We start from the raw sequence: 26,416 nt of genomic DNA, 5'->3' as shown, positions 1-26,416 counted from the left end.
GGGCGGCGCCGGGCGCGGCCGGGCCCGTGCGCGGTGACGTCAGCCGGCAAACCGCCCGTCCGGCCGAAGCGCGGGAAGGACCCGGTCCGGGGTCAGGGGCAGTTCGCGGAAGCGGACGCCGGTGGCGTGGTGGACGGCGTTGCCGATGGCGGCGGCCGCGCCGACCGTGCCGATCTCCCCGATGCCCTTGCTGCCCATGGGGTTGAGCAGGGTGTCGTCTTCGTCGATCCAGTGCGCTTCGACGGCGGGCACGTCGGCGTGGGCGGGGACATGGTAGGAGGCGAGGTCGCTCTCGGTGAAGTCGGCGTGCGCGGCGTCCATGGTGCTGTGCTCGGTGAGCGCCATCCCGAGTCCCATGACCATGCCGCCGATGAACTGGGAGCGGGCGGTGCGCGCGTTGAGGATGCGCCCGGCGGCGAACACGCCCAGCATGCGCCGGACGCGGACCTCGCCGGTGACCGTGTCCACCTGCACCTCGGCGAACTGGGCGCCGAAGGCGTGGCGCGCGTACGGCGGTGTGCGGCGGGCGTCGGCGGTCGTGTCGGCGGCGACGGTCAGCCCCTCGCCGGGCAGCGGCCCGTCCTGTTCGGCGAGCCGCGCGGACAGGTCCGCGCACGCCTGGTGGACGGCCCAGCCCCAGGAGGCCGTGCCGGAGGAGCCGCCGGCGAGCGGGGCGCGCGGCAGGCGGGTGCTGCCGATCTCGACGCGTACGGCCTCCAAGGGCGCGGCGAGCGCGGCGGCGGCGACCTGGGCGAGGACGGTGCGGGCGCCGGTGCCGATGTCGGTGGCGTTGACCCGGACGGTGTAGGTGCCGTCCGGGTGGGCGGTGGCGGTCGCGGTGGACGGCGCGGCCGACGCGGGATAGGTGGAGGCGGTGACTCCGGTGCCGATGAGGAGGGGGCCCTCGCGGTGGGCGCCGGGGCGCGGGTCCCGCCGGTCCCAGCCGAACCTGCGGGCGCCCTCGCGCAGGCACTCCACGAGGTGGCGGCTGCTGAAGGGGCGGCCGCTGTCGGGTTCGGTGGCGGGGTCGTTGCGCACGCGCAGGTCGACGGGGTCCATGCCGAGGGCTTCGGCGAGCTCGTCCATGGCGGACTCCAGGGCGTACATGCCGGGGGTCTCGCCGGGGGCGCGCATCCAGGAGGGGCTGGGCACGTCGAGGGGCACGACGCGATGGGTGGTGAGGCTGTGCGGGGAGCCGTACATGACGCGCGCGGGCACGGCGGCCTGCTCGACGAACTCGGTGATGCGGGAGGTGTGGGTGGTGACCTCGTGGCTGACCGAGACCAGCGTGCCGTCGGTTTCGGCGCCGAGGCGGAGGCGGTGCAGCGTGGGCGCGCGATGGCCGGTCACGGAGGGCAGATGGCGGCGGGGCAGCGCGAGTTTGACGGGGCGGCCGGTGTGGATGGCGGCCATCGCGGCGAGGACGACGTGCGGGCGGGGCGTGCCCTTGCCGCCGAAGCCGCCGCCGACGTGCTCGGCGACGACGGTGACGCGGTCCTCGGGCAGGTCGAAGAGGGAGGCGAGGACGGAGCGGACCGCGTTGGTGCCCTGGCAGGAGTCGTAGACGGTGAGGCGCCCGCCGGCGAAGTGGGCGGTGGCGGCGTGCGGCTCCATGGGGTGGTTGTGCAGCGGCGGCACCCGGTACAGGGCCTCGACGCGTACGGGGGCGGTGGCGAACGCGGCGGCGGCGTCGCCGCGTTCGCGGTGGGCGGGCTGGCCGCCGTTGGCCTTCTCCGGGGTGTACGCCTCAGGGTGGTCCTCGGTGAGGACGACGTCGTGCGGCTCGGGTTCGTCGGCGTGCCCGGCGCAGGTGACGCGGACGGCGGAGGCGGCGGCGCGGGCGTTCTCCAGCGTGTCGGCGACGGCGAGCGCGACGTACCAGCCGCGGTGCGGCACGGCGTCGTACTGGAGGACGTCCAGTTCGGGGTCGTCGGGCGGGGCGGCGAAGCGGGGCGCGTTGAACGGGGTGAGGACGGCGATGGCGCCGGGCTGCGCCATGGCGGCGGCCGTGTCGACGGCGGTGATGCGGCCGCAGGTGACCCCCGCGGGGACGGGCCAGGCGTAGGCGCAGCCGGGCGGGGTGTGCTCGGCGGCATAGCGGGCGGCGCCGGTGACCTTGTCCCGGCCCTCGATGCGCTCGGCGGGGGTGCCGAGGATGTGCGGGGTGGCGGTGGCGGCCATACGCGGCTCCGGGGTCGGGGGCTTGGACCGGCGGCTGGGCGTCGGAGGTCTGGGGACGGGCGGTCAGGTCGGCCGGGGGGTGCCTGCCAGGTCGCCGATGAGGGCGGTGGCGAGCCGGTGGGCGAGGGGCACCTTGTAGGCGTTGTCGCGCAGCGGTTCTGCCGCGTCGAGTTCGGCGGCCAGGGCGCGGGAGACGCGGTCCGGGGCGGGCGGGCCGCCGAGGAGGGCGGCTTCGGCCCGGTGGGCGCGCCACGGCCGGTGCGCGAGCCCGCCGAACGCCAGGCGGAGGCGGCGTACGGTCCCGTCGGGTGCCAGGTCGAGGGCGGCGGCCGCGGAGACCAGGGCGAAGGCGTACGAGGCGCGGTCGCGGGCCTTGCGGTACGCGGAGGGCAGCCCGGCGGTGGCGGCCGGCAGGGTGACGGCGGTGATGAGTTCGCCGGGCCGGATGACGGTGTCCAGTTCGGGGTGGTCTCCGGGGAGCCGGTGGAACTCGGCGGCGGGCACCGTCCGGGCGCCGTCCGGGCCGTGCAGCTCCACGTCCGCGTCGAGCGCGGCGAGGGCGACGGCGAGGTCGGACGGGTGGGTGGCGATGCACAGGTAGGAGTGGCCGAGCACGGCGTGGTCGCGGTGGACGCCGTCGCGGGCGCCGCAGCCGCTGCCGGGGGTGCGCTTGTTGCAGGGCTTGGTGAGGTCCTGGAAGTACGGGCAGCGGGTGCGCTGAAGGAGGTTGCCGCCGGTGGTGGCGGTGTTGCGGAGCTGGCCCGACGCGCCGGAGAGGAGGGCGCGGGACACGGCGGGGTAGCGGGCGCGGACGAGGGGGTGGGCGGCCAGGTCGCTGTTGCGGACGGTCGCGCCCACCCGCAGGCCCCCGTCGGGCAGTTCCTCGACCGAGTCGAGGGGCAGGCGGGTGATGTCGACGAGGGTCTCGGGGGTCTCGACGCCGAGCTGCATCAGGTCGACCAGGTTGGTGCCGCCGGCGAGGTAGCGGGCGCCGGGGTGCGCCGCGTGGGCGGCGGTCGCCTCCTGGACGGTGGCGGCGCGGACGTACGCGAAGGGTTTCACCGGATCACGTCCTCCACGGCCTGGATGATGTTCGGGTAGGCGCCGCAGCGGCACAGGTTGCCGCTCATGCGCTCGCGGATCTCGTCCGGGGTGAGCGCGGCGGGCCCCTGAGCCGGCGGGGCGTCCGGGTCGGTGGCGAGCGACGGGTGCCCGGCGGCCGCCTCGGCGAGCATGCCGAGGGCGGAGCAGAGCTGGCCGGGGGTGCAGTAGCCGCACTGGAAGGCGTCGCGGTCGAGGAACGCCTGCTGGAGCGGGTGCAGGCGGGGCCCGCCGCCCCCGCCCCGCGGGGTGCCGCCCCGCGGGGCGCCGTCCTGGGCGGCGCCGTCCTGCGGGGCGGCGGGCCGGGCGGCGCCGTCCTGCGGGGCGGCGGGCCGGGCGGGACCGTCCTTCGCGATGCCCTCGACGGTGGTGATGTCGCAGCCGTCGAGGGTGACCGCGAGGAGCAGGCAGCTGTTGGCGCGCCGCCCGTCGACCAGGACCGTGCAGGCGCCGCACTGGCCGTGGTCGCAGCCCTTCTTGGCGCCGGTGAGGTCCAGGTGCTCGCGCAGCGCGTCGAGGAGGGTGGTGCGGTGGTCGACGGTGAGCGCGCGCGGCTCGCCGTTCACCCGCAGGGTGACCTCGGAGTGGTACACGTCGGGCGGGGGCGGGGAGGTCGTCGGCTGCACGGGTGCGGGGCCTTTCGGTGGGCGGTGGGTGGGGCGGCGCGCCGGGCCGGTCAGCCGCTGCGCTCGTCGCCCGTGTCTCCCCCGATGCCGGTGTCGCCCACGTAGCCCCGGTCGCCCTCGCCTTCCTCGCTGGGCTCGGGTACGAGGTGGACGGCGGCCTCCTCGGCGGACGCGGCGCCGCCGTCGACGCCCACGTCCCGCCCGACGACGTCCTTCTCGGTGTCGGTGCGGGCGCCCTCGTCGGGGGCGACGAGGCGGCCGGACCGCTCGCGGCCGACCTGGTCGTCCAGCGGTTCGCCCATGCCGCCGGGCAGGTCGCCGATGTCGTCGGAGACGTCGGCGTCGGTGCGCTGGGTGGGGTCGGGGACCTCGCGGGAGAGGCGCTGGTCGAGGGTCTCGCCCTCGCGCTGCTCGCGGGCCGTGGTGCCGACGTCGTCGGAGGCGAGGGGCCGCTCCGGGGGCGAGTAGCCCTCGTCGTACGGGTTGGAGGCGCGGTCGGAGAGGGTGTCCTCGTCGTCGAGGACCCCGTGGTCCTCGCGGACCTCGCGGTCGTCGGTGGGGTCGGGCTGGTAGACCTCGTCGCCCATCGTCTCTTCGGTTCCCATGGCTGGCTCCCGGTCGGCTGCGGTTTCGCCTGCTCCGCGTATCCAGCCTGGCCCAGGTCACACCTCCCGGCACCCGCGCGCGGTGCAAACGGGCGCCGGGCGCGCGCGTGCCGCCCCTGTCCGGCGCCAGGGGACGCCGGACAGGGGCGGCACGGACGCCGCCGCACGGGGCGGCACGGACCGGAGGGTCCGGCTGGGGGTCAGCGCTTGAAGGCGTCCTTCGCCTTCTTGCCGGCCTCCCGCAGATCGGCCTTGGCCCGCTCGCTGCGGCCCTCGGCGGTCATGCTCTCGTTGCCGACCGCGCGGCCCACGTTCTCCTTGACCGCGCCCTTGGCCTGCTCGACCTTGGTGGATGCCTTCCGCTTGGCGGACATGTGCGTACTCCCTGACTGTCGGTCGGGTCCCCCCGCGCCATGCGCCTGCCCGCCCGCCGCACCGCCAAACCAGGACACAACCACCCCATCAGGGCGGTACGGGCCCCCGGGTCAGCGCACCCCCTCCTGCGTACGGCGTGCGCACTCCGCGACGACCGCGCCGAGGGTGCCGTACCGCCGCAGCAGCCGGCGCTGGACGCGGGCGCCGGTACCGCCGCTGATCAGGTCGTCGAGCGCCTTGCGGGCGCGGGCGTGGTCGCCGTTGCCGTCCAGTGCCTCCTCCACGTGCTGGAACAGGGCCTGCACGACCTGCCCGGCCGGGGCGGGGCGCATCGTGCCGGGGTGGACCAGGTCGCCGTCGAGCCCGGAGCGCGCGGCCCGCCAGGCGGCGGCCCGCAGCAGTCCGATGCCGTGGGACGCGGGCGGGCGGCCCTCCTGCCAGTGCCGCGCGGCCGTGTCCACCAGGGCGCGGGCGAGCATGGCGACGAGGACGGTCGTGGAGGCGTCGAGGCAGACGTCGGCGGCGCGGATCTCGACGGTCGGGTAGTGCCGGGAGAGCCGGGCGTCGAAGTAGAGCATGCCCTCGTCCTGGAGGACGCCGGTGGCGAGCAGTTCCCGCGCCCGCTCGTGGTACCGCTCGGCCGAGCCGAACAGCTCCACGGGCCCGACCGAGGGCCAGCGGCCCCACACACGGCTGCGGTAGCTGTGGTAGTCGGTGTCCTTGCCGTGCCAGAAGGGGGAGTTGGCGCTCAGCGCGACCAGCACCGACAGCCAGGGCCGTATCCGGTCGAGCACCGCCACGCCCTCCTCGTCGGAGGCGATCGACACATGGACGTGGCAGCCGCAGGTGAGCTGCTCCAGCGCGGTGAGGCCGTAGTGCTCCTGGATCCACCGGTAGCGCCTGCCCTCGGTGACGGCCGGCCCCACCGGGAGGGGCGAGGTGGCCAGCGCCACGACGGCGGCGCCCGCCTCGGCCGCCAGCCGGGCGGCGCCGGCGCGGCACCGCTCGATCTCGGCGGCGACCTCGGCCATGGCGGTCCGGGGTTCCGTGCCGAACTCCAGCTGCTGGCCGTGTAATTCCTTGGTGTAGGCGTGGGCCCGTCCCTGGTGGTGCCTGGCGGCGATGGCCAGCACCTCTTCGGAGAGAGCGCGCGGCTCCCCCGATCGCGGGTCCACGAGGAGGAGTTCCTCCTCCACTCCGACGCTGCGCAAAAGAACCCGCCTTTCCGGTCGCATCCTCGGGGGGACAATGACGGAACTGCCGGACTTGCCGAACGTGCTGGGTCGTCCATCATCCCCGGTACGGCGGGCGGGCGCACCGCCCGGGAAGCCCCTCGCGGGTATCTGGCGAGTTCCCGTCGCATCCGGCCAAAACAACGGCGCCGGCGCCTCGTTGAAGCGCCCCGAGCGCCCTGCGGTCCGGGCGCGCCACCCCCGCACGCCGAGCGCCCCCGTGCCCGCGCGCCACGCCCGTACGGCCACCCACGCCCGCACGCCGAGCCCCGCACGTCCAGCGCCCCCGCCCCGCACCGTACAGACGGACGGACCGACGGACAGTATTGCACTAGTACAGAAGGCATTTGCAGCTAGTGCGAAGACGGGATAGATTCCCGGCATGCCTGCCTCACCTCCCCGCCCCGTCACGCTCACCGGACCCCACGTACGCCTGGAGCCCCTGGCCATGGCGCACCTCGACGACCTGTTCGCGGCCGGCGGCCGGGACGAGGAGGTGTGGAGGTGGCAGGGCGGGCCGGCGCCCCAGACCCGCGACGAACTCGGCGGCAAGCTCGCCGAACTGCTGGAGAGCGCCGGGCGCGGTGAGTACGTCGCCTTCGCGGTCGTCCACCGCGAGAGCGGCCGCGCCGTCGGCTGGACCACGTACATGGACATCGACGTGGCCCACGAGCGGCTGGAGATCGGCTGGACCTGGTACGGGCGGGCGTACTGGCGCACCGCGGTCAACACCGCTTCCAAGCTGCTGCTCCTCACCCACGCCTTCGAGGACCTCGGCATGGGGCGCGTGCAGTTGAAGACCGACCACCTCAACCACCGCTCGCAGGCCGCCATCGCACGGCTCGGCGCACAGCGCGAGGGGGTGCTGCGCCGCCATCGCAGACGCCCCGACGGCACCTGGCGCGACACGGTGTACTTCTCGATCCTCGCCCCGGAGTGGCCCGCCGTTAAGGAGCGGCTGTCCGCCCGCCTGGACGCACCCGGCCACGGCGGATAGCGGCCCCGCGCCCGTCACCGGACAGCCCATCAGCGGCACCCGCTCCATGCGGCACCCTTCCCATGCGGCCAGACCCGTTCCGTCCCTCGCGGGCACCTCGCGGGCGCCTGGAGAGGCCGGCACGCGGCAGGGCGGCCACGGGGGTTTAACCGGGGGCGCGCGGGGACGCGCCGGTGCCAGAATCCCCGCATGCCGATTCGATATCCACGCCCCCTGCGCCCCGGCGACCGCATAGCCGTCACCTCCCCGTCCAGCGGAGTGCCCAAGGAACTGCGGGCGCGGCTCGACGTGGCCGTGCGCGCGGTGGAGGCCCGCGGCTACGAGGTGGTGACGGGCGCCTGCATGGACGGCTCCGGGCACGTCAGCGCCCCGGCCGCCGAGCGCGCCGCCGAACTGACGGCCATGCTCACCGACCCGTCCGTGCGGGCCGTCGTGCCGCCCTGGGGCGGCGAGACCGCCATCGACCTGGTGCCGCTCCTCGACTTCGACCGGATCCGGGAGGCCGAGCCCACCTGGCTCGTCGGCTACTCCGACCTCTCGACCCTGCTGACCCCGCTCACCCTGCTCACCGGCACGGCCACGCTCCACGGCGACAACCTGATGGAGACCCCGTACCGCACGCCCGAGGGCCTGCTGTCCTGGCTCGACGTGGTGACGGTCCCGGAGGGCGGCACGTTCACGCAGAGCGCGCACGGGTACCACCGCTCCCCCGGCTGGGACGACTGGGCCGCCGACCCGCACGCCGACACCATGAAGCTGGACACCCCGGGCAGCTGGCGGCGGCTGGACAGCGACGGGGACGTGGACGTGCGGGGGCGGCTCATCGGCGGCTGCGTCGAGACGCTGTGCAACCTCGCCGGGACGCCGTACGGGGACGTACCGGCCTTCGCCCGCGCCCACGCGCCCGAGGGCCTGATCGTGTACGTGGAGGCGTGCGAGGACAACGCGTTCACCATCTGCCGCGCCCTGCACGGGATGCGGCTGGCCGGGTTCTTCGACGCGGCCAACGCGGTGCTGATCGGCCGCACCTCCGCGCCCGACCGGCCCTCCCTCACCCAGTACGAGGCGGTCCTCGACGCGCTGGGGCCGCTGGGCGTCCCGCTGATCGCGGACGTGGAGTGCGGCCACGTGCAGCCCCACCTGCCGCTCGTCAACGGGGCGTCGGCCCGGGTCGTCCACACGGCCACACGGCACGAGGTGACGCAGACCCTGAACTGACGCGGACCGGCAACCGGCGCGGAGGCCGGACCGGCACGCGGACCGGCGCGGACCCGCAACCGGCGCGGAGGCCGGCCTGGCGCCGCCCCCGGACCGCGGCGGTCCGGGGGCGGCGCCAGGCCGTTCACACGGCCTCAGACGAGGGGCGGCTGGGCCAGCCGTACGAGTTCGAGGGCCTGCTGCGGGAACCAGGCGCCCGCGCGCGGGTCGATCATGCCGCGCGCCGGGTCCTCGGGGCCGGCCGTGCCGCGCAGGCACAGCCCGTCGGACTCACCGGGGATCTTGATCCAGAGGCGCGCGTCGTGGAGGGCTTCGCCGGTGGCCGTGGTGGGCCGGGCGCCGAGGCCGCGGTCCGGCGGGTTGCACCAGTCCTGCGGGTCCGGGTAGACGCCGGCGGGCGGGGTCCAGGGGCCGCGGCCGTTGCGGCTGGAGTCGGTGACGAACCGCTTCATCTTCGAGCGGTCGGCCGGCGTGTGCGCGGCGACCCAGGCGTCCGCCTGGTCCTGCGGCGTCCACTGGTCGGGGCAGTCCGCGGCCTGGCCGCCCCCGGAGACATGGGCGAGGCAGGTGGAGATGAGCTTGCCGTAGCGGAGGTTGGCGGCGTTCGTCTGGTAGTTGGAGACGTTCAGATAGAAGCCGGTGGTACCGCCGACGCCGGCCCGGACGAGGCGGGGGACGATGGCGCGGACGCTGTGCCAGGCGGCGTGGCCGGCGTCGAGGTAGACCTTGGTGCGGGGCAGGGCGGAGAGGCGCGCGGCGGCGTACCGGACCTCGTCGTAACGGGCGCTGGTGCGGGTGCCCTGCGCGTCGTCCTGGCCGCAGTCGGAGGGCAGCAGGGCGAGCGAGTCGGGTTCGAGCACGACGTACGCGCGGCGGCCGCCGACGGCGCGGACGACGGCGTCGGTCCACGCCTGGTACTCGGCGGTGGTGGAGGCGCCGCCGCCGGAGTAGTTGGAGCAGTCCCGGCCGGGGATGTTGTAGAGCGCCAGCACGGGGACGGCGCGCTTCGCGGCGGCGTCCCGCATGATCGCCGCGGTCCTGTCGTACACCTCGGCCGGGGAGGCGCCGTGGAGCCACACGGCCTGCGGGGTGCCGGCCATGGCGCGTATCCCTGCCGCCTCGGTGAACCTTCCCTCCGCCTCCAGCGCCCGCGCCTGGACGAGCGCGTCCGGGTTGGGCGCCGGGGTGTAGAGGCGCGTGGACCCTCTGCCCGCGACGGCGGCCTCCGACGCCGGGCGGACGCCCTCCCGGGCGGCCTCCGGCGCCGGGCCCGCGCCCTCCCGCGCGGCGGCGGGGGACGTCAGCAGCCCGGCGGCGAGGGCGAGGGGCAGGGCGAGTAAGGCGGTCGCCGCCCGCAGGCGGCCGGTGGTGCGGGTGCGCAGGCGCATGGGGACCTCTCGTGGGGGGTCGGCAGCGGATGGGAGGCACGTACTGGGAGCGCTCCCACACCTTCCCGCCCGCCCGTACGGCCGTCAAGACCCCTTGCCGGACGCCGGAGTGGCCCGCGTCGGGTCGACCGCGTCGAAGACCATGAGCCGACCGGCGGGGTCGAAGTGGAAGTCCGCCCGGTAGCGGCCCCGGGTGACCGCCTGGACGAAGCCCGCGCTGGTGCGCCAGCGGGCCCCGGGCGGCACCGTCGCCGCGACGGCGTCGAGCGGGGCGGGCGGTGTCGCGGCGGGCGTCCAGGCGTACTCGGCCAGCAGCCGGCGCGCGTGGGCCGGGGCGAGCCGCGCGACCCCGGAGAGCCGGACGTCGGTGGGACCCGGCACCAGTTGCCTGCCGTGCGCGCCCGGCGGGGTCCACACCGCCCAGGTGACGTCGACGAGCGGCCCGAGCTGCGGGAACCGCGCCTCGACGGGCCCGGGGTCGTACCGGCGTACGGGCGGCGGGGGCGTGGCGGAGGCCCGGTCGCGCCGGGCGCCGGGGCCCGGACCCGCCGCCGCGGCGCAGCCGGCCGCCGGCAGGGCGAGCAGGGCTCCGATCAGGCTGCGTCTGCGCGGCACCGCGCCTCCCGTCCGTGGTCCCGTGTCAGGCCACCGACCCTATCCGGCGGTCCGGGGCGGAGGGGCCGTCGTGGTGGATGGGGGTGTGGGCGCCGGTCAGGGACGCGCCGCTGCCGCCGCGCCGGTCGGCGACGATCTCCGCGGCGATGGACAGGGCGGTCTCCTCGGGCGTGCGGGCGCCCAAGTCGAGGCCGATGGGCGAGCGGAGCCGGGCCAGTTCCAGTTCGGTGACGCCGGCCTCGCGCAGCCGCCGGTTGCGGTCCTCGTGGGTGCGGCGCGATCCCATCGCGCCGACGTACGCGACGGGCAGGCGCAGGGCGCGCTGCAGGAGGGGGATGTCGAACTTGGCGTCGTGGGTGAGGACGCACAGCACCGTGCGGGCGTCCGTCCCGGTCGCGTCCAGGTATTCGTGGGGCCAGGCGACGACGATCTCGTCGGCGTCGGGGAAGCGGGTGGCGGTGGCGAAGACCGGGCGGGCGTCGCAGACGGTGACGTGGTAGCCGAGGAACTTGCCGACGCGGACCAGCGCGGACGCGAAGTCGACGGCGCCGAAGACGATCATGCGGGGCGGCGGGACGCTGGACTCCACGAGCAGGGTGACCGGCTGTCCGCAGCGGGCGCCCTCGGCGCCGATGGTGACGGTGCCGGTGCGGCCGGCGTCCAGCAGGGCGCCGGCCTCCGCGGCGGCCGTGCGGTCCAGCGCGGGGTGTCCGCCGAGGCCGCCTTCGTGACCGCCGCCGGGACGTACGAGGAGGGCATTGCCCATCAGTTCGCGCGGGCCGTCCACGACGCGGACCAGGGCGGCGGCCCGCCCGGCGGCGGCTTCGGCGAGGGCGGCCGGGTAGACACCGCCGCGGACCGGGGTGACGAGCACGTCGATGATCCCGCCGCAGGTGAGGCCCACGGCGAAGGCGTCCTCGTCGCTGTAGCCGAACCGTTCGACGACGGTCTCGCCGTCCTCGATGGCCTGCCGGCACAGCTCGTAGACGGCCCCCTCGACGCAGCCGCCGGAGACCGAGCCGATCGCGGTGCCGTCCCGGTCGACGGCGAGGGCCGCCCCGGGCAGCCGGGGCGCGCTGCCGGTGACGGCGACGACGGTGGCGACGGCGAAGTCGCGGCCCTGCTCGATCCACCGCCCGAGCTCGTCGGCGATGTCCAGCATGGCGGCCTCCTTGGTGTACGGGAGCGGATGTACGGGGGACGGGGCGGCGACCCGGTGGCGGCGGGTCGCCCTGGTGCCGGCGGGCCGGCGGGCCGGGGCGCCACCGTGGCGGGTGCCCCGGCGGGGCGGGGCCGACCGCAGCCGGCGGCCGTCCGGCGCGGCCCCCGCCGGGTGCCGGGGGCACGGCCGGCGGGGGCGGCGGGCGGCCGGGGCGGGTCAGTGGCCGGTGCCCGTGGCGAAGTAGAAGACGAACACCGCGGACAGGATCCACATCAGGACGCTCGGCTCGCGCCACTTGCCCTGCGCGGCCTTGATCGCGCAGTAGGCGATGACGCCCGCGCCGACACCGGTGGTGATGGTGTACGTGAACGGCATCAGCACCACGGTCAGGAAGACCGGCACGGCGACCGACCAGTCGGCCCAGTCGACGTGCCGGGCGTTCTGCAGCATCATCGCGCCGATCACGACGAGCGCGGCGGACGCGACCTGGCCGGGGACGAGCTGGGTGAGCGGGGTGAAGAACAGGCACGCGGCGAAGAACAGCCCGGTGACCGAGGCCGAGAGGCCCGTACGGGCGCCCTCGCCCACCCCGGTCGCGGACTCGATGAAGACGGTCTGCCCGGAGGCGCTGGTGACGCCGCCGATCGCGCCGCCCGCGCCGTCGATGAACAGCGCCTTGTTCAGGCCGGGCATGCGCCCCGACGCGTCGGCCAGCCGGGCCTCCTGGCCGACGGCGATGATGGTGGCCATCGCGTCGAAGAAGCCGGCCAGCACCAGTGTGAAGACGATCATGCCGACGGCCGCGTATCCCAGCTGCTCCCAGCCGCCGAACTCGACCTGCCCGAAGAGGGAGAAGTCCGGCATGGAGACGACGCCGCCGTCCAGGACGGGCGGTCTGCCGCCCCACGCCCGCTCGTCGATCAGTCCGGTCGCGGTGGCGACGACGGAGATGACCGTGCCGACGACGATGCCGAGGAGGATGGCGCCGGGCACCTTGCGGGCCTGCAGCATGAAGATCAGCAGCAGGGTCACGGTGAACAGGACGACGGGCCAGCCGGTGAGCGAGCCGCCGGTTCCGAGGGTGACCGGGCCGCCGCCCTCGCCCTTGCCGACGAAGCCCGCGTTGACGAAGCCGATCATGGCGATGAACAGGCCGATGCCCATGGTGATGCCGTGCTTCAGCGCCAGGGGTATGGCGTTCATGATGACTTCGCGGACGCCGGTGACGACCAGCAGGCAGATCACCGCGCCGTACACGACGCACATGCCCATCGCCTGCGGCCAGGTCATGTGGGGCGCGACCTGGGTGGAGACGACACCGGCGACGCTGAGGCCGGCCGCCAGGGCGAGCGGGACCTTGCCGATGATGCCCATCGCCAGGGTGGTGACCGCCGCGGCGAGCGCGGTGGCCGTGATCAGGGCGGGCTGGCTCAGCTTGTTCCCGAGCACGTCCGCGCCGCCGAGGAGCAGCGGGTTGAGCAGGAGGATGTACGCCATCGCCATGAAGGTGGTGACGCCGCCGCGCACCTCGCGCGCGACGGTCGATCCTCTGTGGGTGATGTGAAAGTACCGGTCGAGCCAAGACCGTCCGGCGGGGACGCGTGAGCCGTCGCCCGCGTCCTCCGAGACGGTCTTCGGCTCCACTGTCGACTGGGTCATGGTGCCTACTCCCAAGGTTCACAGGGGCACCCGCGGCTCTGCTTCTGTGCCTGTGCGCGGGATTTGGGATGCTGCCTGGCTGCACGACCCGGGGGACGGCCCGAGACGAACGGGGTTGGTGCGTGGGGGCTCCGGGCGGTGCGCGCGGCCGTGGACTGTGACGTTCCCGGTGGCGCGCACCGCCCGGAGGGCTGTGGGGGCACGGGGCGCGGGGGATCGCGTCCCGGTGGTGCCGGCGAGGCCCGGGGCGTGCCGGCGCCGCGGGGTGTGCGGGGCCGGTGCGTCCGGGGGTGCCGGCGCGGTGCCGTCAGGCGGTGCCGGTGAGGTGCTCGGGGCGTACCGGCGTCCTGTTCAGTTCCAGTCCCGTCGCGTCGCGGATCGCCGCGAGGACGGCCGGGGTGGAGGACAGGGTGGGGGCCTCGCCGATGCCGCGCAGCCCGTAGGGGGCGTGGTCGTCGGCGAGTTCGAGCACGTCGACGGGGATGGTCGGCGTGTCGAGGATCGTGGGGATGAGGTAGTCGGTGAAGGAGGGGTTCTTGACCTTCGCCGTCTTCGGGTCGACGACGATCTCCTCCATGACCGCCATGCCGAGGCCCTGGGTGGTGCCGCCCTGGATCTGGCCGACCACGGACAGCGGGTTGAGGGCCTTGCCGACGTCCTGGGCGCAGGCCAGTTCGATGACCTTGACGAGGCCCAGTTCGGTGTCGACCTCGACGACGGCGCGGTGGGCGGCGAAGGAGTACTGGACGTGGCCGTTGCCCTGGCCGGTGCGCAGGTCGAACGGTTCGGTGGGGCGGTGCCGCCACTCGGCCTCGACCTCGACGGCCTCGTCCTCCAGGACGTCCACGAGGTCGGCGAGCACCTCGCCGTTGTCGGTGACGACCTTGCCGCCCTCCAGGAGCAGTTCGGCGTGGGCCCAGGCCGGGTGGTAGGTGCCGAACTTGCGGCGGCCCAGCTCCAGGACCTTCTCGCGGACCAGCTCGCAGGAGTTCTTGACGGCGCCGCCCGTGACGTACGTCTGACGGGAGGCGGAGGTGGAGCCGGCGGAGCCGACCCGTGTGTCGGCCGGGTGGATGGTGACCTGGGTGACGCCGAGCTCCGTACGGGCGATCTGGGCGTGGACGGTGACGCCGCCCTGCCCGACCTCCGCCATGGCGGTGTGGACGGTGGCGACGGCCTCGCCGTTGATGACCTCCATGCGCACGCGGGCGGTGGAGTAGTCGTCGAAGCCCTCGGAGAAGCCGACGTTCTTGATGCCGACGGCGTAGCCGACCCCGCGGACGACGCCCTCGCCGTGCGTGGTGTTGGACAGACCGCCGGGCAGGGCGCGGACGTCGGCGCCGGCGGTGGTCTCCCACTGGCGCTCCGGGGGCAGCGGCCGGGCCTTGACGCGGCGCAGCAGCTCGGCGACGGGGGCCGGGGAGTCGACGGGCTGCCCGGTGGGCATGATGGTGCCCTGCTCCATCGCGTTGAGCCGGCGGAACTCGACCGGGTCCATGCCGAGCTTCGCGGCGAGCTTGTCCATCTGCGCCTCGTACGCGAAGCACGCCTGGACCGCGCCGAAGCCGCGCATGGCGCCGCAGGGCGGGTTGTTGGTGTAGAGGGCGATGGCCTCGATGTCGACGTTGTCGATGACGTACGGGCCGGCGGACAGGGACGCGGCGTTGCCGACGACGGCCGGGGAGGCGGAGGCGTAGGCGCCGCCGTCCAGGACGATCCGGCACTTCATGTGGGTGAGCTTGCCGTCCTTGGTGGCGCCGTGCTCGTAGTACAGCTTCGCCGGGTGGCGGTGGACGTGCCCGAAGAACGACTCGTACCGGTTGTAGACGATCTTGACGGGCTTGCCGGTGCGCAGGGCGAGGAGGCAGGCGTGGATCTGCATCGACAGGTCCTCGCGGCCGCCGAAGGCGCCGCCGACGCCGGAGAGCGTCATGCGGACCTTCTCCTCGGGCAGGCCGAGGACGGGCGCGATCTGGCGCAGGTCGGAGTGGAGCCACTGGGTGGCGATGTACAGGTCGACGCCGCCGTCCTCGGCGGGCACGGCGAGCCCGGACTCGGGGCCGAGGAACGCCTGGTCCTGCATGCCGAAGGTGTACTCGCCCTCCACGATCACGTCGGCGCGGGCGCGGGCGGCCCCGACGTCGCCGCGGATGATCGGCTGGCGGTGCACGATGTTGGGGTGCGGGACGTGCCCGGCGTGGTGGTCGTCGCGTCCGGGGTGGAGGAGCGGCGCGTCGGGGGCGAGGGCGGACGCCTCGTCGGTGACGACGGGCAGCTCCCGGTACTCCACCTTGATCTTGGCGGCGGCGCGGCGGGCGGTCTCCGGGTGGTCGGCGGCGACGACGGCGACGGGCTCGCCGTGGTGGCGGACCCTGCCGTGGGCGAGGACCGGGGTGTCCTGGATCTCCAGGCCGTAGTTCTTCACCTCGGTCGGCAGGTCGTCGTAGGTGAGGACGGCATACACACCGGCCTGGGCGAGGGCCTCGGAGGTGTCGATGGAGACGATCTCGGCGTGGGCCACGGGGGAGCGCAGGATCTGCCCCCACAGCATGTCCTCGTGCCACATGTCCGAGGAGTACGCGAACTCGCCGGTGACCTTGAGGGTGCCGTCGGGGCGGAGCGTGGACTCGCCGATGCCGCCCTTGGTGCCCCGGACGCCCTGGGTGACCTTGGTGGGGGTGCCGGCGGGCGTCGCGGCGGCCTTGGCGGCGGTGCCGGACGCGGCGGTGGCGGTGGTGTGCGCGGTGGTGGTGGGCGCCGTGGTGGTGTGCGCGGTGGTGGTCATGGGGGTCAGACCGCCTCTCCCTGACGTTCCTGACGGGCGGCCGCGAGGCGGACGGCGTCCAGGATCTTCTCGTAGCCGGTGCAGCGGCAGAGGTTGCCGGAGAGCGCTTCCCGGATGTCCTCGTCGGTCGGGGACGGGTTGCGCTCCAGCATCTCGTCGGCCGCGACGAGCAGGCCGGGGGTGCAGAAGCCGCACTGGACGGCGCCCGCGTCGATGAACGCCTGCTGGATCGGGGAGAGCTCGGTGCCCTCGCCGGTCTGCGAGTCGGTGCCGCGCGCCGACCAGCCCTTCGCCTCGTCCAGGGTGGTGCCGCCGCCGCAGGAGTGGGCGCTTCCCTGGGCGCGCTGCCGGGCGTGGTCGGCGAGGCCCTCGACGGTGACGACCTCGCGCCCCTCGACCTGGCCCGCCGCGACCAGGCAGGAGCAGACGGGCACTCCGTCGAGGCGGACCGTGCAGGAGCCGCACTCGCCCTGCTCGCAGGCGTTCTTGGAGCCGGGCAGGCCCAGGCGCTCGCGCAGCACGTACAGGAGGGACTCGCCCTCCCACACGTCGTCGGCCTGCTGGGGACGGCCGTTGACCGTGAAATTGACGCGCATGGTTATGCCGCTCCTTCCAGCGTGCGGGCGCTGCCCCGGTACTGCTCCCAGGTCCAGCCGAGGGTGCGGCGGGCCATGATGCCGACGGCGTGCCGCCGGTAGCGGGCCGTGCCGCGTACGTCGTCGATCGGGTTGCAGGCGGCGGCCGCGAGCTCCGCGAACTGCTTGGCGATCGACGGGGTGATGATCTTGCCGTTGTCCCAGAAGCCGCCCTCTTCCAGCGCGGCGTTCAGGAACTCCTCGGCCTCCCGCGCGCGGATCGGCGTGGGCGCGGCGGAGCCGATGCCCGTGCGGACCGTGCGGGTCTCCGGGTGGAGGGCGATGCCGAAGGCGCAGACGGCGATGACCATGGCATTGCGGGTACCCACCTTGGAGTACTGCTGCGGGCCGCCGGCCTTCTTGATGTGGATCGTCTTGATCAGCTCGTCCGGTTCCAGCGCGTTGCGCTTCACGCCCGTGAAGAACGCGTCGATGGGGATGAAGCGGGTGCCGCGCACCGACTCGACCTCGACCTCGGCGCCCGCCGCGAGCAGCGCGGGGTGGGCGTCGCCGGCCGGGGAGGCGGTGCCGAGGTTGCCGCCGACGCCGCCGCGGTTGCGGATCTGCGGCGAGGCGACGGTGTGGGAGGCCAGGGCCAGGCCGGGCAGCTCGGCGCGCAGGTGCTCCATGATGCGGGTGTACGGGACGGAGGCGCCCAGGCGGACGTTCTCCTCGCCGACCTCCCACTCGCCGAGCGCCTCGATCCGGTTGAGGTCCAGGAGGTACTCGGGCCGCCGGTGGTCGAAGTTGATCTCGACCATGACATCGGTGCCACCCGCGATGGGCACAGCCGTGGGGTGCTCCGCCTTGGCGGCGAGCGCCTCCTCCCAGCTGGCGGGGCGAAGGAAGTCCATGAGTGGCTCTCTTTGATCGGTGTGATCGGGATGTCCTCCGGGGTCGGGGACGGCCGGCCCGGGGGCGTGTTCATCTGGTGTTCACGCTTGGTGGGCCCAGTACACCCACCGGTGCTCCACCCGGTGCAGTCACCGAAACCATGAAGGAGTTGGCTGGCGGCACCCGGCGTCTTGTAGATTCGAACGAAACGCGAGGATGGTTGTCCTCTTCGTTTTCCCCCGGGAACGGTGACGCGGGTCACCGGTCCTGTTGAGACACCCACGAGAAGGATCGGCGGCAACGACATGCGGCTGCGCGCACTGCTGGAGACCGACGCGCTGGGGCTGCGGCTGCTCGGCGGCGAGGACGAGCTCGACCGCACCGTGCGCGGCGTCATGACCACGGACCTGAGGGACCCCAGCCGCTATCTGTCGGGCGGTGAGCTGGTGCTGACGGGTCTGGCGTGGCGGCGCGACGCGGCGGACTCGGAGCCGTTCGTACGGATTCTGGCGTCGGCCGGGGTGGCGGGTCTCGCGGCGGGCGAGGCGGAGCTGGGCGCGATCCCGGACGATCTGGTGCAGGCGTGTTCCCGCCACCGGCTGCCGCTGTTCGCGGTGCACGAGTCCGTCGCGTTCGCAACGATTACGGAGCACGTCGTTCGACAGGTGTCCGGTGAGCGCGCCGGGGACCTGGCGGCCGTGGTGGACCGGCACCGGCGGCTGATGACGTCCGGCCCGGCGGGCGGCGGCCCCGAGGTCGTCCTCGACCTGCTGGGCACGGACCTGGACCTGCGCGCCTGGGTGCTGTCCCCGACGGGGCGGCGCGTGGCGGGGGCCGGGGCGCCGCTGCCGCCCGGGACGGCCGCCGCGCTGGCCGGGGAGCACCTGGCGGCGTCCCGCGCCGGGCGGCGCGGCCCGCACCGGGCGCAGGTGGCGGGGACGACGTACTCGCTGTTCCCGATCCGCAACACCGGCCGCGGCGCCGCACCGGCGGTGCGGGACGTGCGCGAGACGGTGCTGTCGGAGTGGCTGCTGGCCGTCGAGGCGGACGCCGGCGACTGGCCGGCGGCCCGGCTGGACCTGCTCCAGGGCGTGACGCAGCTGATCGCGGTGGAGCGGGACCGGCGGGACGCGGCCCGCACGGTGCGCAGGCGGCTCGCGCAGGAGGTGCTGGAGCTGGTGCAGACGGGCGCGGCGCCCGCCGAGGTCGCCGCGCGGCTGCGGGTGGCCGCCCCGGTGCTGCTGCCGGGACTGGGCACGGCGCCGCACTGGCAGGTCGTGGTGGCCCGCGTGGAGTGGGGCGGCGACGGCGCGGTGGAGGCCGGCCCGGTGGCGCAGGCGCTGCTGGAGGAGGTGCTGGTCGACCCGGCGACGACGGGCGCGGACTCCGCCGACCGGATCGCCGTGGCGTACTCCGGCGACGAGGCGATCGCCCTCGTACCGCTCCCGGCCGTTCCCGCCGTGCCGACTGCCGGGACGGCGGCGGACGGCGACGGCGACCCCGCGGCGGACGGCGCGGCCGACGGGCCCGAGGCACCCGCCGCCGCGGGTGACGGGACGGCCGACGCGGGGCCGGGCCTGCACGCGGACCGGCTGCTCGCCGCCGTACGGGCTCCGCTGTCGGCGGGCCTCGGCGACGACGGGCGGCTCACGCTCGGCGTCAGCGCGGCCGTCAACTCGGCGGAGGGCCTGCGCGGCGCCCTGGAGGAGGCCCGGCACGCCCGCAGGGTCGCGGCGGCGCGCCCCGGCCGGGTCTGCGCGGCCGGCCACCACGAGCTGGCGTCGCATGTGCTGCTGCTGCCGTTCGTCCCGGACGACGTACGGCGCGCGTTCACGGCGCGGCTGCTGGACCCGCTGCGCGACTACGACCGGCGCCACCGGGCGGAGCTGATCCCGACGCTGGAGGCGTTCCTCGACTGCGACGGCTCGTGGACCCGCTGCGCGTCCCGGCTGCACCTGCACGTCAACACGCTGCGCTACCGGGTGGGCCGCATCGAGCAGCTGACGGGCCGCGACCTGTCCCGCCTGGAGGACAAGCTCGACTTCTTCCTGGCGCTGCGCATGTCCTGACGGTTCGCCGGCCGGTGGGCGGTGCCGTGTTGCCGTGTTGCCGTGTTGCCGTGTTGCCGCCGGGATGGTCGGCGAGGGCCCGCTCGCGTCGTGAACGGCGTGCGAACGCCCGGCCGGTCGGGCATAGTTGGCGTCCGACTGCCTCGGCGGGGGGCGCCCGACGCGCTACCCGCGTGCCGGGTGACGGCCACCAAGCGGCTCGCCCGTCTCCCCGGAGCGCACGGCCGGCCGGGTACGGGGAGGCCGAAGGCCCGCCCGTCAGCGGGAGTGACGTGACGAGGAGAGCGCTGATGGCCGCCGGTGACGGCAAGACCCCGGCCGGGGCGACCGAACCTCCGGCACCCGTGCCGCCGAGGGGCCCGGCCGTCGGAAGTCCCGGTGACCGGTCGGTGGCCGCGGGCGGCAACGCGCGGACGGTCATCACCGGCGACAACGTCACCCATGTGAACCTGGGCCTGGGGGCGGCGGGGATCGTGGCCGCCCTCGTATTCGGCGGTGTCGCGGCCGCCTGGTACTGGCCCGGTCCGGCCGAGGGCGGCTCTGCGGCAGCCGGTCGGCCGCCTCTGGCCGTCGCGGCGGGGTTCGCGCCGGACCCGGACCACTGCGATGGCTGGATCTTCCCCGGCCGGCTGCCCGGTGCCGTTCCCGTGCCCGCCGGTACGCCCACGGCCGAGTGGGCCCACACCAACGGCGGCGTCGACCGTGCCCGTACCGCACTCCGGCTGGTGGTGCAGGGCACCGGCGACCACGACGTCGTACTGCTGGGTCTGCGCGCCGTCGAGCAGCGCGAGGAGCCGCTCTCCCCCGGCACCGCGGTGGGTCTGCGCCTCGGCTGCGGCGGCGGCCTCGAGGAGCGCCACTACCAGGCGCGGCTCGGGGAACCCGACCAGGACGTCACCCTCGTGGTGCCCGAGCCGGACGGCTCGGCGCGGCGCGTCGACAAGCCCTTCGGGTACGCGGTGTCCGCCACGGACCCGGAGGTGTTCTCCATCGAGGCCCTCGCCCCCGACGAGCCCGACCGGGTCGCGTGCGACTGCGTGGTCACGTGGAAGCTCGCCCTCGACTGGGCGTACAAGGGCGAGCAGGGCACGCTCATCGTGGACGACCGGGGCGCGCCCTTCCGGACCGGCGACATCTCCCCCGGCCACCCGTACCCCGATGTGGTCAAGGCGGGCCGGTCCTGGCGGTGACGGCACGGCCCGGCGGCCCGGGATGCGTCAACGCCCGCCCCCGGATGGGAGTTCGCGGGAGTGCCGGGGCGACGACTGCGCCATGATGGCCGTATGACACGACAGCGGAAGGTGCTGGTCTGGAGCGCGGCGGTCCTCGGCGGGCTGCTCGCGCTGGGAGCCTTGACGGCCCTGGTCGTGCGGGACCTGGACACGGCGGACAAACTCGCCAGCGTGGTCGGCGCCCTGGCGGGCTCGGCCGGCCTGGCGGTGTCGCTGCGCGCGCTGTCGCTGTCGCGGCGGGCTCCGGATGCCGCGGCCACCGGTCCGGTGGTGACGGCGGAGGGCGAGCGGTCGGTCGCCGTGGGCGGGACGCTCTCCGGCACGGTCGTCACCGGGGACGGCCGGAGTACCGGCACGCTCCCGCCGCCGCGGCCCTCGTCGGGAGGGACCCGGCCCGGCTCCGGGCCGCCGGCCGGGGTGCGGACCCCCGGCGCGCGGTCGGTCGCCGTGGGCGGGGACGTCTCCGGAACCGTGGTGACCGGCGACGAAGGCCCCTGACCCCGCCGCGCGGCCCCGGCCGCGCTCCCTGCCCGGCGCAGCCGCGCCCCGCCGGACCCGGCCCCGGACCCGCCGGACCGGCGCGGACCGGCGTGGGTTCTCAGCGGGTCAGTACGCGGGTGAACGCCCCCGGCTTCGCGGCGAGTTCCGTCCAGGTGCCCTGCTGGGCGATCCGGCCGCCCTCCAGCACGGCGATCCGGTCCGCGCGGCGCACGGTCGCCGGGCGGTGGGCGATCACCAGGGTCGTACGGCCCCGCGACGCGGCCGTCAGCGCGGCGGCCAGCTCCGCGTCTCCGGCCGTGTCCAGGTGGGCGGTCGTCTCGTCCAGCACCAGCACACGGGGGCGGGCCAGCAGCGCGCGGGCCAGGGCCACCCGTGAGCGCTGCCCGCCGGACAGGGTGGCGCCCCGCTCCCCCACCACCGTCGCGTACCCGTCCGGAAGGGCGTCCGCGATCCGGTCCACGCCGCACAGCCGTGCCGCGTCCCGCAGTTGCGCGTCCGTCGCGTCGGGCGCGGCGAGGCGCAGGTTGTCGGCGAGGCTGCCGTGGAACAGCGGCGCGTCCTGCCCGACCACGGCGACCGTGCGCCGCAGCACGTCGTCGGCGAGGTCCCGCAGGTCGACGGCCGTACCGTCCGCGCCGACCAGCTCGACCGCGCCCTCGGCCGGATCCCAGTACCGGGCCAGCAGGTGCGCGCACGTCGACTTGCCCGCCCCGGACGCGCCGACCAGCGCCAGGGTCTCCCCCGCCCGTACGGTCAGGTCGAGGCCGTCCAGCACGGGCCGCCCCGCGCCGTAGTCGAAGCGCACGCCGCGCAGCCGTACCGCCAGCGGCCCCGGCGGTACGGGGCGCGGGCTGCGCGCGGGCGGGGCGCCCGCCTCGGCGTGGATGGCGGCGCGCACCCGCCCGGCCGCCGCGCGCAGCCCGCCCGCCTGGCCGAGGGCGGCGGCCGAGTCGGCGACGGGGGCCAGCACGCCCAGGGCGAGGGCGGCGGCGGCCGGCGCCCAGCCGCCCTCGCCTTCCAGGGCGCGCGCGGCGACCGCGACGACGCCGACGACGGCGGCGGCCACCAGCACGTCCCGCACGGCCGCGGCGCCCGACTCCCAGGCTGCTTCGGCGCGTTGGGCGTCACCGAGGCGCCGCCCGCGTTCCCGCAGACGGGCCCGGCGCCGGTCCAGGGCGCCGAACGCGAGGAGTTCCGGCATCCCGTCGACCGTCTCCACCGCGTCCGCCGACAGGTCGGCCGCCGCCCGCCGGGTGCGGGCGCCGCGCGCCGCCCGGCCCCGCGCGTCCAGTACGGGCACCAGCACCAGCAGCGCGGCGGCCGGTACGACGGCGGTGAGCAGCGCGGGGTCGACGGCGGCCAGCACCACCGACCCGCCGGTGAACGCCACCGCTGACGCGGCGAGTTGGGCGACGGCGTGGGCGTAGAAGAACTCCAGCGCCTCCACGTCGCCGAGCGCGGCCGCCGCGAGGTCGCCGCTGCGGCGCCCCCCGATCCGGGCGGGCGCGGACCGGGCGAGCCCGTCGAAGACCCGTATGCGCAGCCCCGCGAGGACCCGGTACGCCAGATCGTGCGAGAGGTCCATCTCCCGCCAGGTCGCGACCGCCCGTACGAGGACCAGCGCGACCAGCGCGGCGACGGTCCCGGCGCCCGGCGGGGCCCCGGTGGCGACGGCGGTGCCGACGGTGTGCGCGGCGAGCGTCACCAGTGCGACCAGCGCGGCCTGGTCCAGCAGGGCCGCGGCGAAGGTGCGCGCGGTCATGGCGCGCATCGCCCGGTCCCCGGTCAGCACCGGCAGCAGGGCCCGCAGCGCCCCGCGCGGCACACGGCCGGGCCCCGCGTCGTCCCCGGTGGGCCGCGCCGCGGCGCCATCCGCCCGGTCCGCCCCCCTGTCGTGGGCCCTGTCCGCCGGTACGTCGTGCACCTCGTCCGCCGGTACGTCGTGCGCCCTGCCCGCCGGTACGTCGCAGGCACCCTCCGCCGGTACGTCGTGTGCCAGGTCCGCCGGTGCGTCGTGTGCCAGGTCCGCCGTCGTCCGGTCCGTCATGCCGCCGCCTCCTCGGTCGTGCCCGCCGCCACCAGCCGCGCGTACACCGCGCTGCCGTGCGTCAGGGTCGTGTGGGTGCCGGTCGCCTCGACGCGACCGCCGTCCAGGACGACGATCCGGTCCGCGTCGCGCACCGACGCCAGCCGGTGCGCCACGACCAGGCAGGTGCGGCCGCGCGCGGCCTCGGTGAGCGCGCGGCCGATGCGGGCCTCGCGCCGCTCGTCCACGGCGCTGGTCGCCTCGTCCAGCACGAGGACGGGCGCGTCGGCGAGCAGCGCCCGCGCCAGGGCGAGGCGTTGGCGCTGGCCGCCGGAGAGCGTCGCGCCGCGCTCGCCGACCTGCGTGTCGTACCCGTCGGGCAGGGCGGCGATCTCGTCGTGGACGCCGGCCGCGCGGGCGGCGGCGCGCAGTTCTCCGTCGGTGGCGTCGGGCCGGGCGAGGCGCAGGTTCTCGGCGACGGTGGCGTGGAACAGGTACGTGTCCTGGGAGACGACCGCGATGCCGCGCCGCAGCGCGCCGAGGGCGTACGCGGTGTGGTCGGTGCCGTCCAGGGTGATGCGGCCCGCGTCGGGGTCGCCGTGGCGCAGGAGCAGCGCGAGCAGCGTCGACTTGCCCGCGCCGGACGGGCCGACGACCGCCGTCGTACGGCCGGCCTCGGCGGTGAAGGTGACGCCGCGCAGGGCGGGCCGGGGCGCGCCCGGGTGGGTGAAGTGGACGTCGTGGAAGGCGATGGCGGGCGGCTTCCCCGACGGCAGGAGGGCGGTGCCGTCGTCGGGCACGGCCGGCCGGGCGGTGCGCAGCGCGGCGATCCCGTCGGCGGCGGAGACCCCCAGGTACCCGGAGTGCCATTCGCGGGACAGGTCGCGCACGGGCCGGAAGCACTCGGAGGCCAGCATCAGGACCAGGTAGGTGCCGGTCGCGGTGGTGCGGCCGGACGCGGCGGACGCGCAGGCCAGCAGCGCGGCGGCGACAGTGCCGCCCTGCACGGCGAGGTCGGTGAGGCCCGTGTCGACCAGGGAGACGCGCAGTTTGGCGACGGTCGCCCGGTGCAGCGCCGCCGAGCGCTCCTGGAGGCGGGCGCGGACGCGGCCGACGGCCCCGGCGGCACGCAGCGCGGGCATGCCCTGGAGGGCTTCCAGGTAGTCGGCGGCGAGCGCCTCGTACGAGCCCCAGTGCTCCTGGCCGCGCCGGGCGAGGAGCCGGTCCCACCAGCGGGGCGCGAACAGCGCGACGAGGAGGGCCGGGGCGAGGGCGAGCACGGCGTACGGCTCCACGACCGCGACCGCCGCGAGCAGCAGCGGCGGGGCGGCGCAGGTGACGATGAGCTGCGGCAGGTAGCGGGAGACGTACGCGTCGACGCCCTCCACCCCGTCGACCAGTGTGGCGCGCACGGCACCGGCCCGGTCGTCGGCGCCGCGCGCCGGGCCGAGGGTGCCGAGCCGCTCCAGGAGCGTGTCGCGCAGCTCGGTGCGAACGTGGGCGCCGGCGCGGGCGGCGAGCGCCCGCTGGACGCGGCCGAGGGCCGCGCGTACGGCGACGACGGCGAGGACCGCGCCGAGCACGGGCGGCAGGGCAGCGGCGTCGCCGCGCGCGATGCGGGCGAGCGCGACGGCGAGGAGCACGGCCTGGGCGAGGTGCGTCGTGGTGACGGCGGCGAGGAGCGCGGTCGCGCCGAGCAGGGGCCGGCGGGCGGCCCGTGCGGCGCGCAGCAGCTCCGGGTGGAGCATCATCGGGGGGCGTTCCCTTCGGTGGCGGTGCCCAGCGCCAGGGCGTGGACGGGATGCGTGGGGCCGTGCGGGCCGCGCTGCCACGACCCGACGGGCCGGGATGCGAGGCCGAGCGCGGCGGCCGCGGCCTGGGCGGCGCCGACGGCGTACCCGGCGGTGACGTGGTCGCGGCGGACACGGGCGGGCGCGGCGTCGTCGGGGCAGCCGTGCGCGACGAGCAGCGCCCCGGTGCGGGCCAGCCAGCCCTGCCGGGCGGCGCGCGCGGCGAGGTCGCCCGGCCGCCACGGGGCGTGCGGGTCGTCGGCCCGTACGAGGTCCCAGGCGAGCGCGCCGGGGCCCGCGCCCGAGCCGACGGAACCGGTGCCGACGGAGCCCGTGCCCACGGAGCCGGTGCCGGCGGGGCCCGAGCCGACGCAGCCCGCGGCGGCCGTCGCCGCCGCGAGGACCGCCGCGAGCCGGTCGGCGGGCGGGACTCCGGGGAACGGCGGGGCCGCGCTGCGCCGGGCCGCCAGGGCCGTGCCGGGCAGGTCGGGCACGCCCGGTGGGCGCCACGTGCCGGTGCCCGACGCCGTGAGCGCGACCAGCACGTCCCGCGCGGCCTTCAGCACGGGCGGTACGGGCCGGGCGTCGGGCGGGGGCGCCGCGCCGGGCGCGAGCGCGGCCCACCGTTCGAGGGCGTCGTCCGGGCCCGGCGTCAACCGCACGGCCAGCAGGGCGTGTTCGACGGCACCGGGGCCGTACGGCAGTCCCGCGGCGGCCGTGAGGAGGGCGCCGTCCGCGTCGGGGCACCAGGCGGGCGCCCCGGCGAGGGTGAGCGCGGCGGCGGCGTGCCCGGCGTCCAGGAGCAGCAGCGGCCAGGCGCGGTGGCCGTACTGGGAGACGGTCCTGCGGGCGGTGACCGTCAACACGGCGATCGCGCCGGGCGGCACGTCCGCGCCGGCGGCGCCGCGCGGGTGGAGCCGGTGCGCGAGGGGCTGGTAGGCGTACCGGCCGGGCGGCAGGCCCGCACCCGGTCCCAGCAGCAGATGGGCGTTGACGGGGTGCAGGGCCCCGGCGGACGCGGCGGGGCGCAGCCGGTCCCCGGCCAGGGAGAGCCGCAGCAGCCGGTCGAGCGGGGCGGGTACGGGCAGGGCGGGGCCCGGCCAGGGCGTGGTCTGCGGCCCGGCCGGGAACCGCGGTCCGGGCACCCGCCCGGACCGGGCGAGGGCCAGGGCGCCGCCGACGAGGCCTTGGGCCCGGTCCGCGGGGGCGCCCGCCACGGCGGGCAGGTCCTCGTCCGGGCGGGCGTCCGCCACGGCGCACACGTCCCGGTCCGCGCGGGCGTCCTCCACGGCGCACACGTCCCGGTCCGGGCGGGCGTCCTCCACGCCGGGCGGGCGCTCGTCCGGGCGGGTCTCGTCCGCCCCGCGCGGGGGCTTGTTCACGAG

At 76.2% G+C, this 26,416-nt stretch carries 21 protein-coding genes; 5 read left to right on the top strand and 16 right to left on the bottom strand.

Annotated features, from left to right (window positions below; all coding sequences use genetic code 11):
* Nucleotides 1-39: 39 nt before the first annotated feature.
* The 6 genes from ACSUPT_RS24625 to ACSUPT_RS24600 all read right to left on the bottom strand — a co-directional run bounded on the left by ACSUPT_RS24625 (nucleotide 40) and on the right by ACSUPT_RS24600 (nucleotide 6,099).
* On the bottom strand, nucleotides 40-2,181 hold the full coding sequence (locus ACSUPT_RS24625; protein WP_436945536.1) for a xanthine dehydrogenase family protein molybdopterin-binding subunit: 2,142 nt from the start codon (nucleotides 2,179-2,181) through the stop codon (nucleotides 40-42).
* Between the two features lie 63 nt (nucleotides 2,182-2,244).
* Nucleotides 2,245-3,243 (bottom strand): FAD binding domain-containing protein, encoded by a 999-nt coding sequence (locus tag ACSUPT_RS24620; protein WP_436945535.1) that lies wholly within the window; start codon nucleotides 3,241-3,243, stop codon nucleotides 2,245-2,247.
* Complete coding sequence (locus ACSUPT_RS24615; RefSeq protein ID WP_436945534.1) at nucleotides 3,240-3,908, bottom strand: 2Fe-2S iron-sulfur cluster-binding protein; 669 nt, start codon at nucleotides 3,906-3,908, stop codon at nucleotides 3,240-3,242. The genes ACSUPT_RS24620 and ACSUPT_RS24615 overlap by 4 nt, the downstream gene beginning before the upstream one ends.
* Nucleotides 3,909-3,958: 50 nt before the next feature.
* Nucleotides 3,959-4,513, bottom strand: coding sequence for a DUF5709 domain-containing protein (locus ACSUPT_RS24610; protein ID WP_351964582.1), 555 nt, complete (start codon nucleotides 4,511-4,513; stop codon nucleotides 3,959-3,961).
* 200 nt (nucleotides 4,514-4,713) lie between these two features.
* Entirely contained in the window at nucleotides 4,714-4,887 is a 174-nt protein-coding gene (locus ACSUPT_RS24605; RefSeq protein WP_351964581.1) for a CsbD family protein, read from the bottom strand.
* A gap of 111 nt (nucleotides 4,888-4,998) precedes the next feature.
* Nucleotides 4,999-6,099, bottom strand: a complete 1,101-nt coding sequence (locus ACSUPT_RS24600) for a glutamate--cysteine ligase (protein ID WP_361665233.1) — start codon at nucleotides 6,097-6,099, stop codon at nucleotides 4,999-5,001.
* Between the two features lie 403 nt (nucleotides 6,100-6,502).
* Here ACSUPT_RS24600 and ACSUPT_RS24595 point away from each other — a divergent pair, with 403 nt between their 5' ends.
* Complete coding sequence (locus ACSUPT_RS24595; RefSeq protein WP_351964579.1) at nucleotides 6,503-7,117, top strand: GNAT family N-acetyltransferase; 615 nt, start codon at nucleotides 6,503-6,505, stop codon at nucleotides 7,115-7,117.
* Between the two features lie 189 nt (nucleotides 7,118-7,306).
* Complete coding sequence (locus ACSUPT_RS24590; protein WP_436945533.1) at nucleotides 7,307-8,335, top strand: S66 family peptidase; 1,029 nt, start codon at nucleotides 7,307-7,309, stop codon at nucleotides 8,333-8,335.
* 134 nt (nucleotides 8,336-8,469) lie between these two features.
* Here the strand turns inward: ACSUPT_RS24590 and ACSUPT_RS24585 are convergent, their stop codons facing one another.
* The 7 genes from ACSUPT_RS24585 to ACSUPT_RS24555 form a co-directional block, all read right to left on the bottom strand.
* Nucleotides 8,470-9,723, bottom strand: coding sequence for a glycoside hydrolase family 6 protein (locus ACSUPT_RS24585; protein ID WP_436945532.1), 1,254 nt, complete (start codon nucleotides 9,721-9,723; stop codon nucleotides 8,470-8,472).
* Nucleotides 9,724-9,807: 84 nt separating this feature from the next.
* Nucleotides 9,808-10,338, bottom strand: coding sequence for a hypothetical protein (locus ACSUPT_RS24580; protein WP_351964793.1), 531 nt, complete (start codon nucleotides 10,336-10,338; stop codon nucleotides 9,808-9,810).
* A 25-nt stretch (nucleotides 10,339-10,363) separates the two neighbouring features.
* Complete coding sequence (locus ACSUPT_RS24575; RefSeq protein ID WP_351964794.1) at nucleotides 10,364-11,500, bottom strand: XdhC family protein; 1,137 nt, start codon at nucleotides 11,498-11,500, stop codon at nucleotides 10,364-10,366.
* A 216-nt stretch (nucleotides 11,501-11,716) separates the two neighbouring features.
* On the bottom strand, nucleotides 11,717-13,159 hold the full coding sequence (locus tag ACSUPT_RS24570) for an NCS2 family permease (RefSeq protein WP_351964795.1): 1,443 nt from the start codon (nucleotides 13,157-13,159) through the stop codon (nucleotides 11,717-11,719).
* Between the two features lie 307 nt (nucleotides 13,160-13,466).
* Nucleotides 13,467-15,944 carry a xanthine dehydrogenase subunit D gene (gene pucD / locus ACSUPT_RS24565; protein ID WP_436945531.1) on the bottom strand — a complete coding sequence of 826 codons (2,478 nt, stop codon included), beginning with the start codon at nucleotides 15,942-15,944 and terminating at the stop codon, nucleotides 13,467-13,469.
* 5 nt (nucleotides 15,945-15,949) lie between these two features.
* A complete protein-coding gene (locus ACSUPT_RS24560; protein WP_351964797.1) occupies nucleotides 15,950-16,540 on the bottom strand; it encodes a (2Fe-2S)-binding protein in 591 nt (196 codons plus the stop codon).
* A 2-nt stretch (nucleotides 16,541-16,542) separates the two neighbouring features.
* Nucleotides 16,543-17,433, bottom strand: coding sequence for an FAD binding domain-containing protein (locus ACSUPT_RS24555; protein ID WP_351964798.1), 891 nt, complete (start codon nucleotides 17,431-17,433; stop codon nucleotides 16,543-16,545).
* Nucleotides 17,434-17,718: 285 nt separating this feature from the next.
* On the opposite strand from ACSUPT_RS24555, the gene ACSUPT_RS24550 reads away from it, so the two are divergent.
* From ACSUPT_RS24550 to ACSUPT_RS24540, 3 genes are all read left to right on the top strand, one after another.
* A complete protein-coding gene (locus ACSUPT_RS24550; RefSeq protein ID WP_436945530.1) occupies nucleotides 17,719-19,482 on the top strand; it encodes a PucR family transcriptional regulator in 1,764 nt (587 codons plus the stop codon).
* A 290-nt stretch (nucleotides 19,483-19,772) separates the two neighbouring features.
* Complete coding sequence (locus tag ACSUPT_RS24545) at nucleotides 19,773-20,672, top strand: hypothetical protein (RefSeq protein ID WP_365730590.1); 900 nt, start codon at nucleotides 19,773-19,775, stop codon at nucleotides 20,670-20,672.
* A 93-nt stretch (nucleotides 20,673-20,765) separates the two neighbouring features.
* Nucleotides 20,766-21,212, top strand: a complete 447-nt coding sequence (locus tag ACSUPT_RS24540; protein ID WP_361664432.1) for a hypothetical protein — start codon at nucleotides 20,766-20,768, stop codon at nucleotides 21,210-21,212.
* Nucleotides 21,213-21,312: 100 nt separating this feature from the next.
* On the opposite strand, the gene ACSUPT_RS24535 is transcribed toward ACSUPT_RS24540, so the two are convergent.
* Genes ACSUPT_RS24535 through ACSUPT_RS24525 form a run of 3 tightly spaced genes read right to left on the bottom strand, consistent with a single transcriptional unit; the run spans nucleotide 21,313 to nucleotide 26,413 of the window.
* Entirely contained in the window at nucleotides 21,313-23,262 is a 1,950-nt protein-coding gene (locus ACSUPT_RS24535) for an ABC transporter ATP-binding protein (protein WP_436945529.1), read from the bottom strand.
* Nucleotides 23,259-24,992, bottom strand: a complete 1,734-nt coding sequence (locus ACSUPT_RS24530; RefSeq protein ID WP_436945528.1) for an ABC transporter ATP-binding protein/permease — start codon at nucleotides 24,990-24,992, stop codon at nucleotides 23,259-23,261. Before ACSUPT_RS24530 ends, ACSUPT_RS24535 begins: the two co-directional genes overlap by 4 nt.
* Complete coding sequence (locus ACSUPT_RS24525; RefSeq protein WP_436945527.1) at nucleotides 24,989-26,413, bottom strand: hypothetical protein; 1,425 nt, start codon at nucleotides 26,411-26,413, stop codon at nucleotides 24,989-24,991. Before ACSUPT_RS24525 ends, ACSUPT_RS24530 begins: the two co-directional genes overlap by 4 nt.
* Nucleotides 26,414-26,416: the final 3 nt, after the last annotated feature.

It is taken from the genome of Streptomyces sp. SudanB25_2051 (genome assembly GCF_964272635.1).
GTDB lineage: Bacteria > Actinomycetota > Actinomycetes > Streptomycetales > Streptomycetaceae > Streptomyces.
The sequence above is the reverse complement of the archived record's forward strand: the minus strand, read 5'-3'. Positions and strand labels throughout refer to the sequence as shown.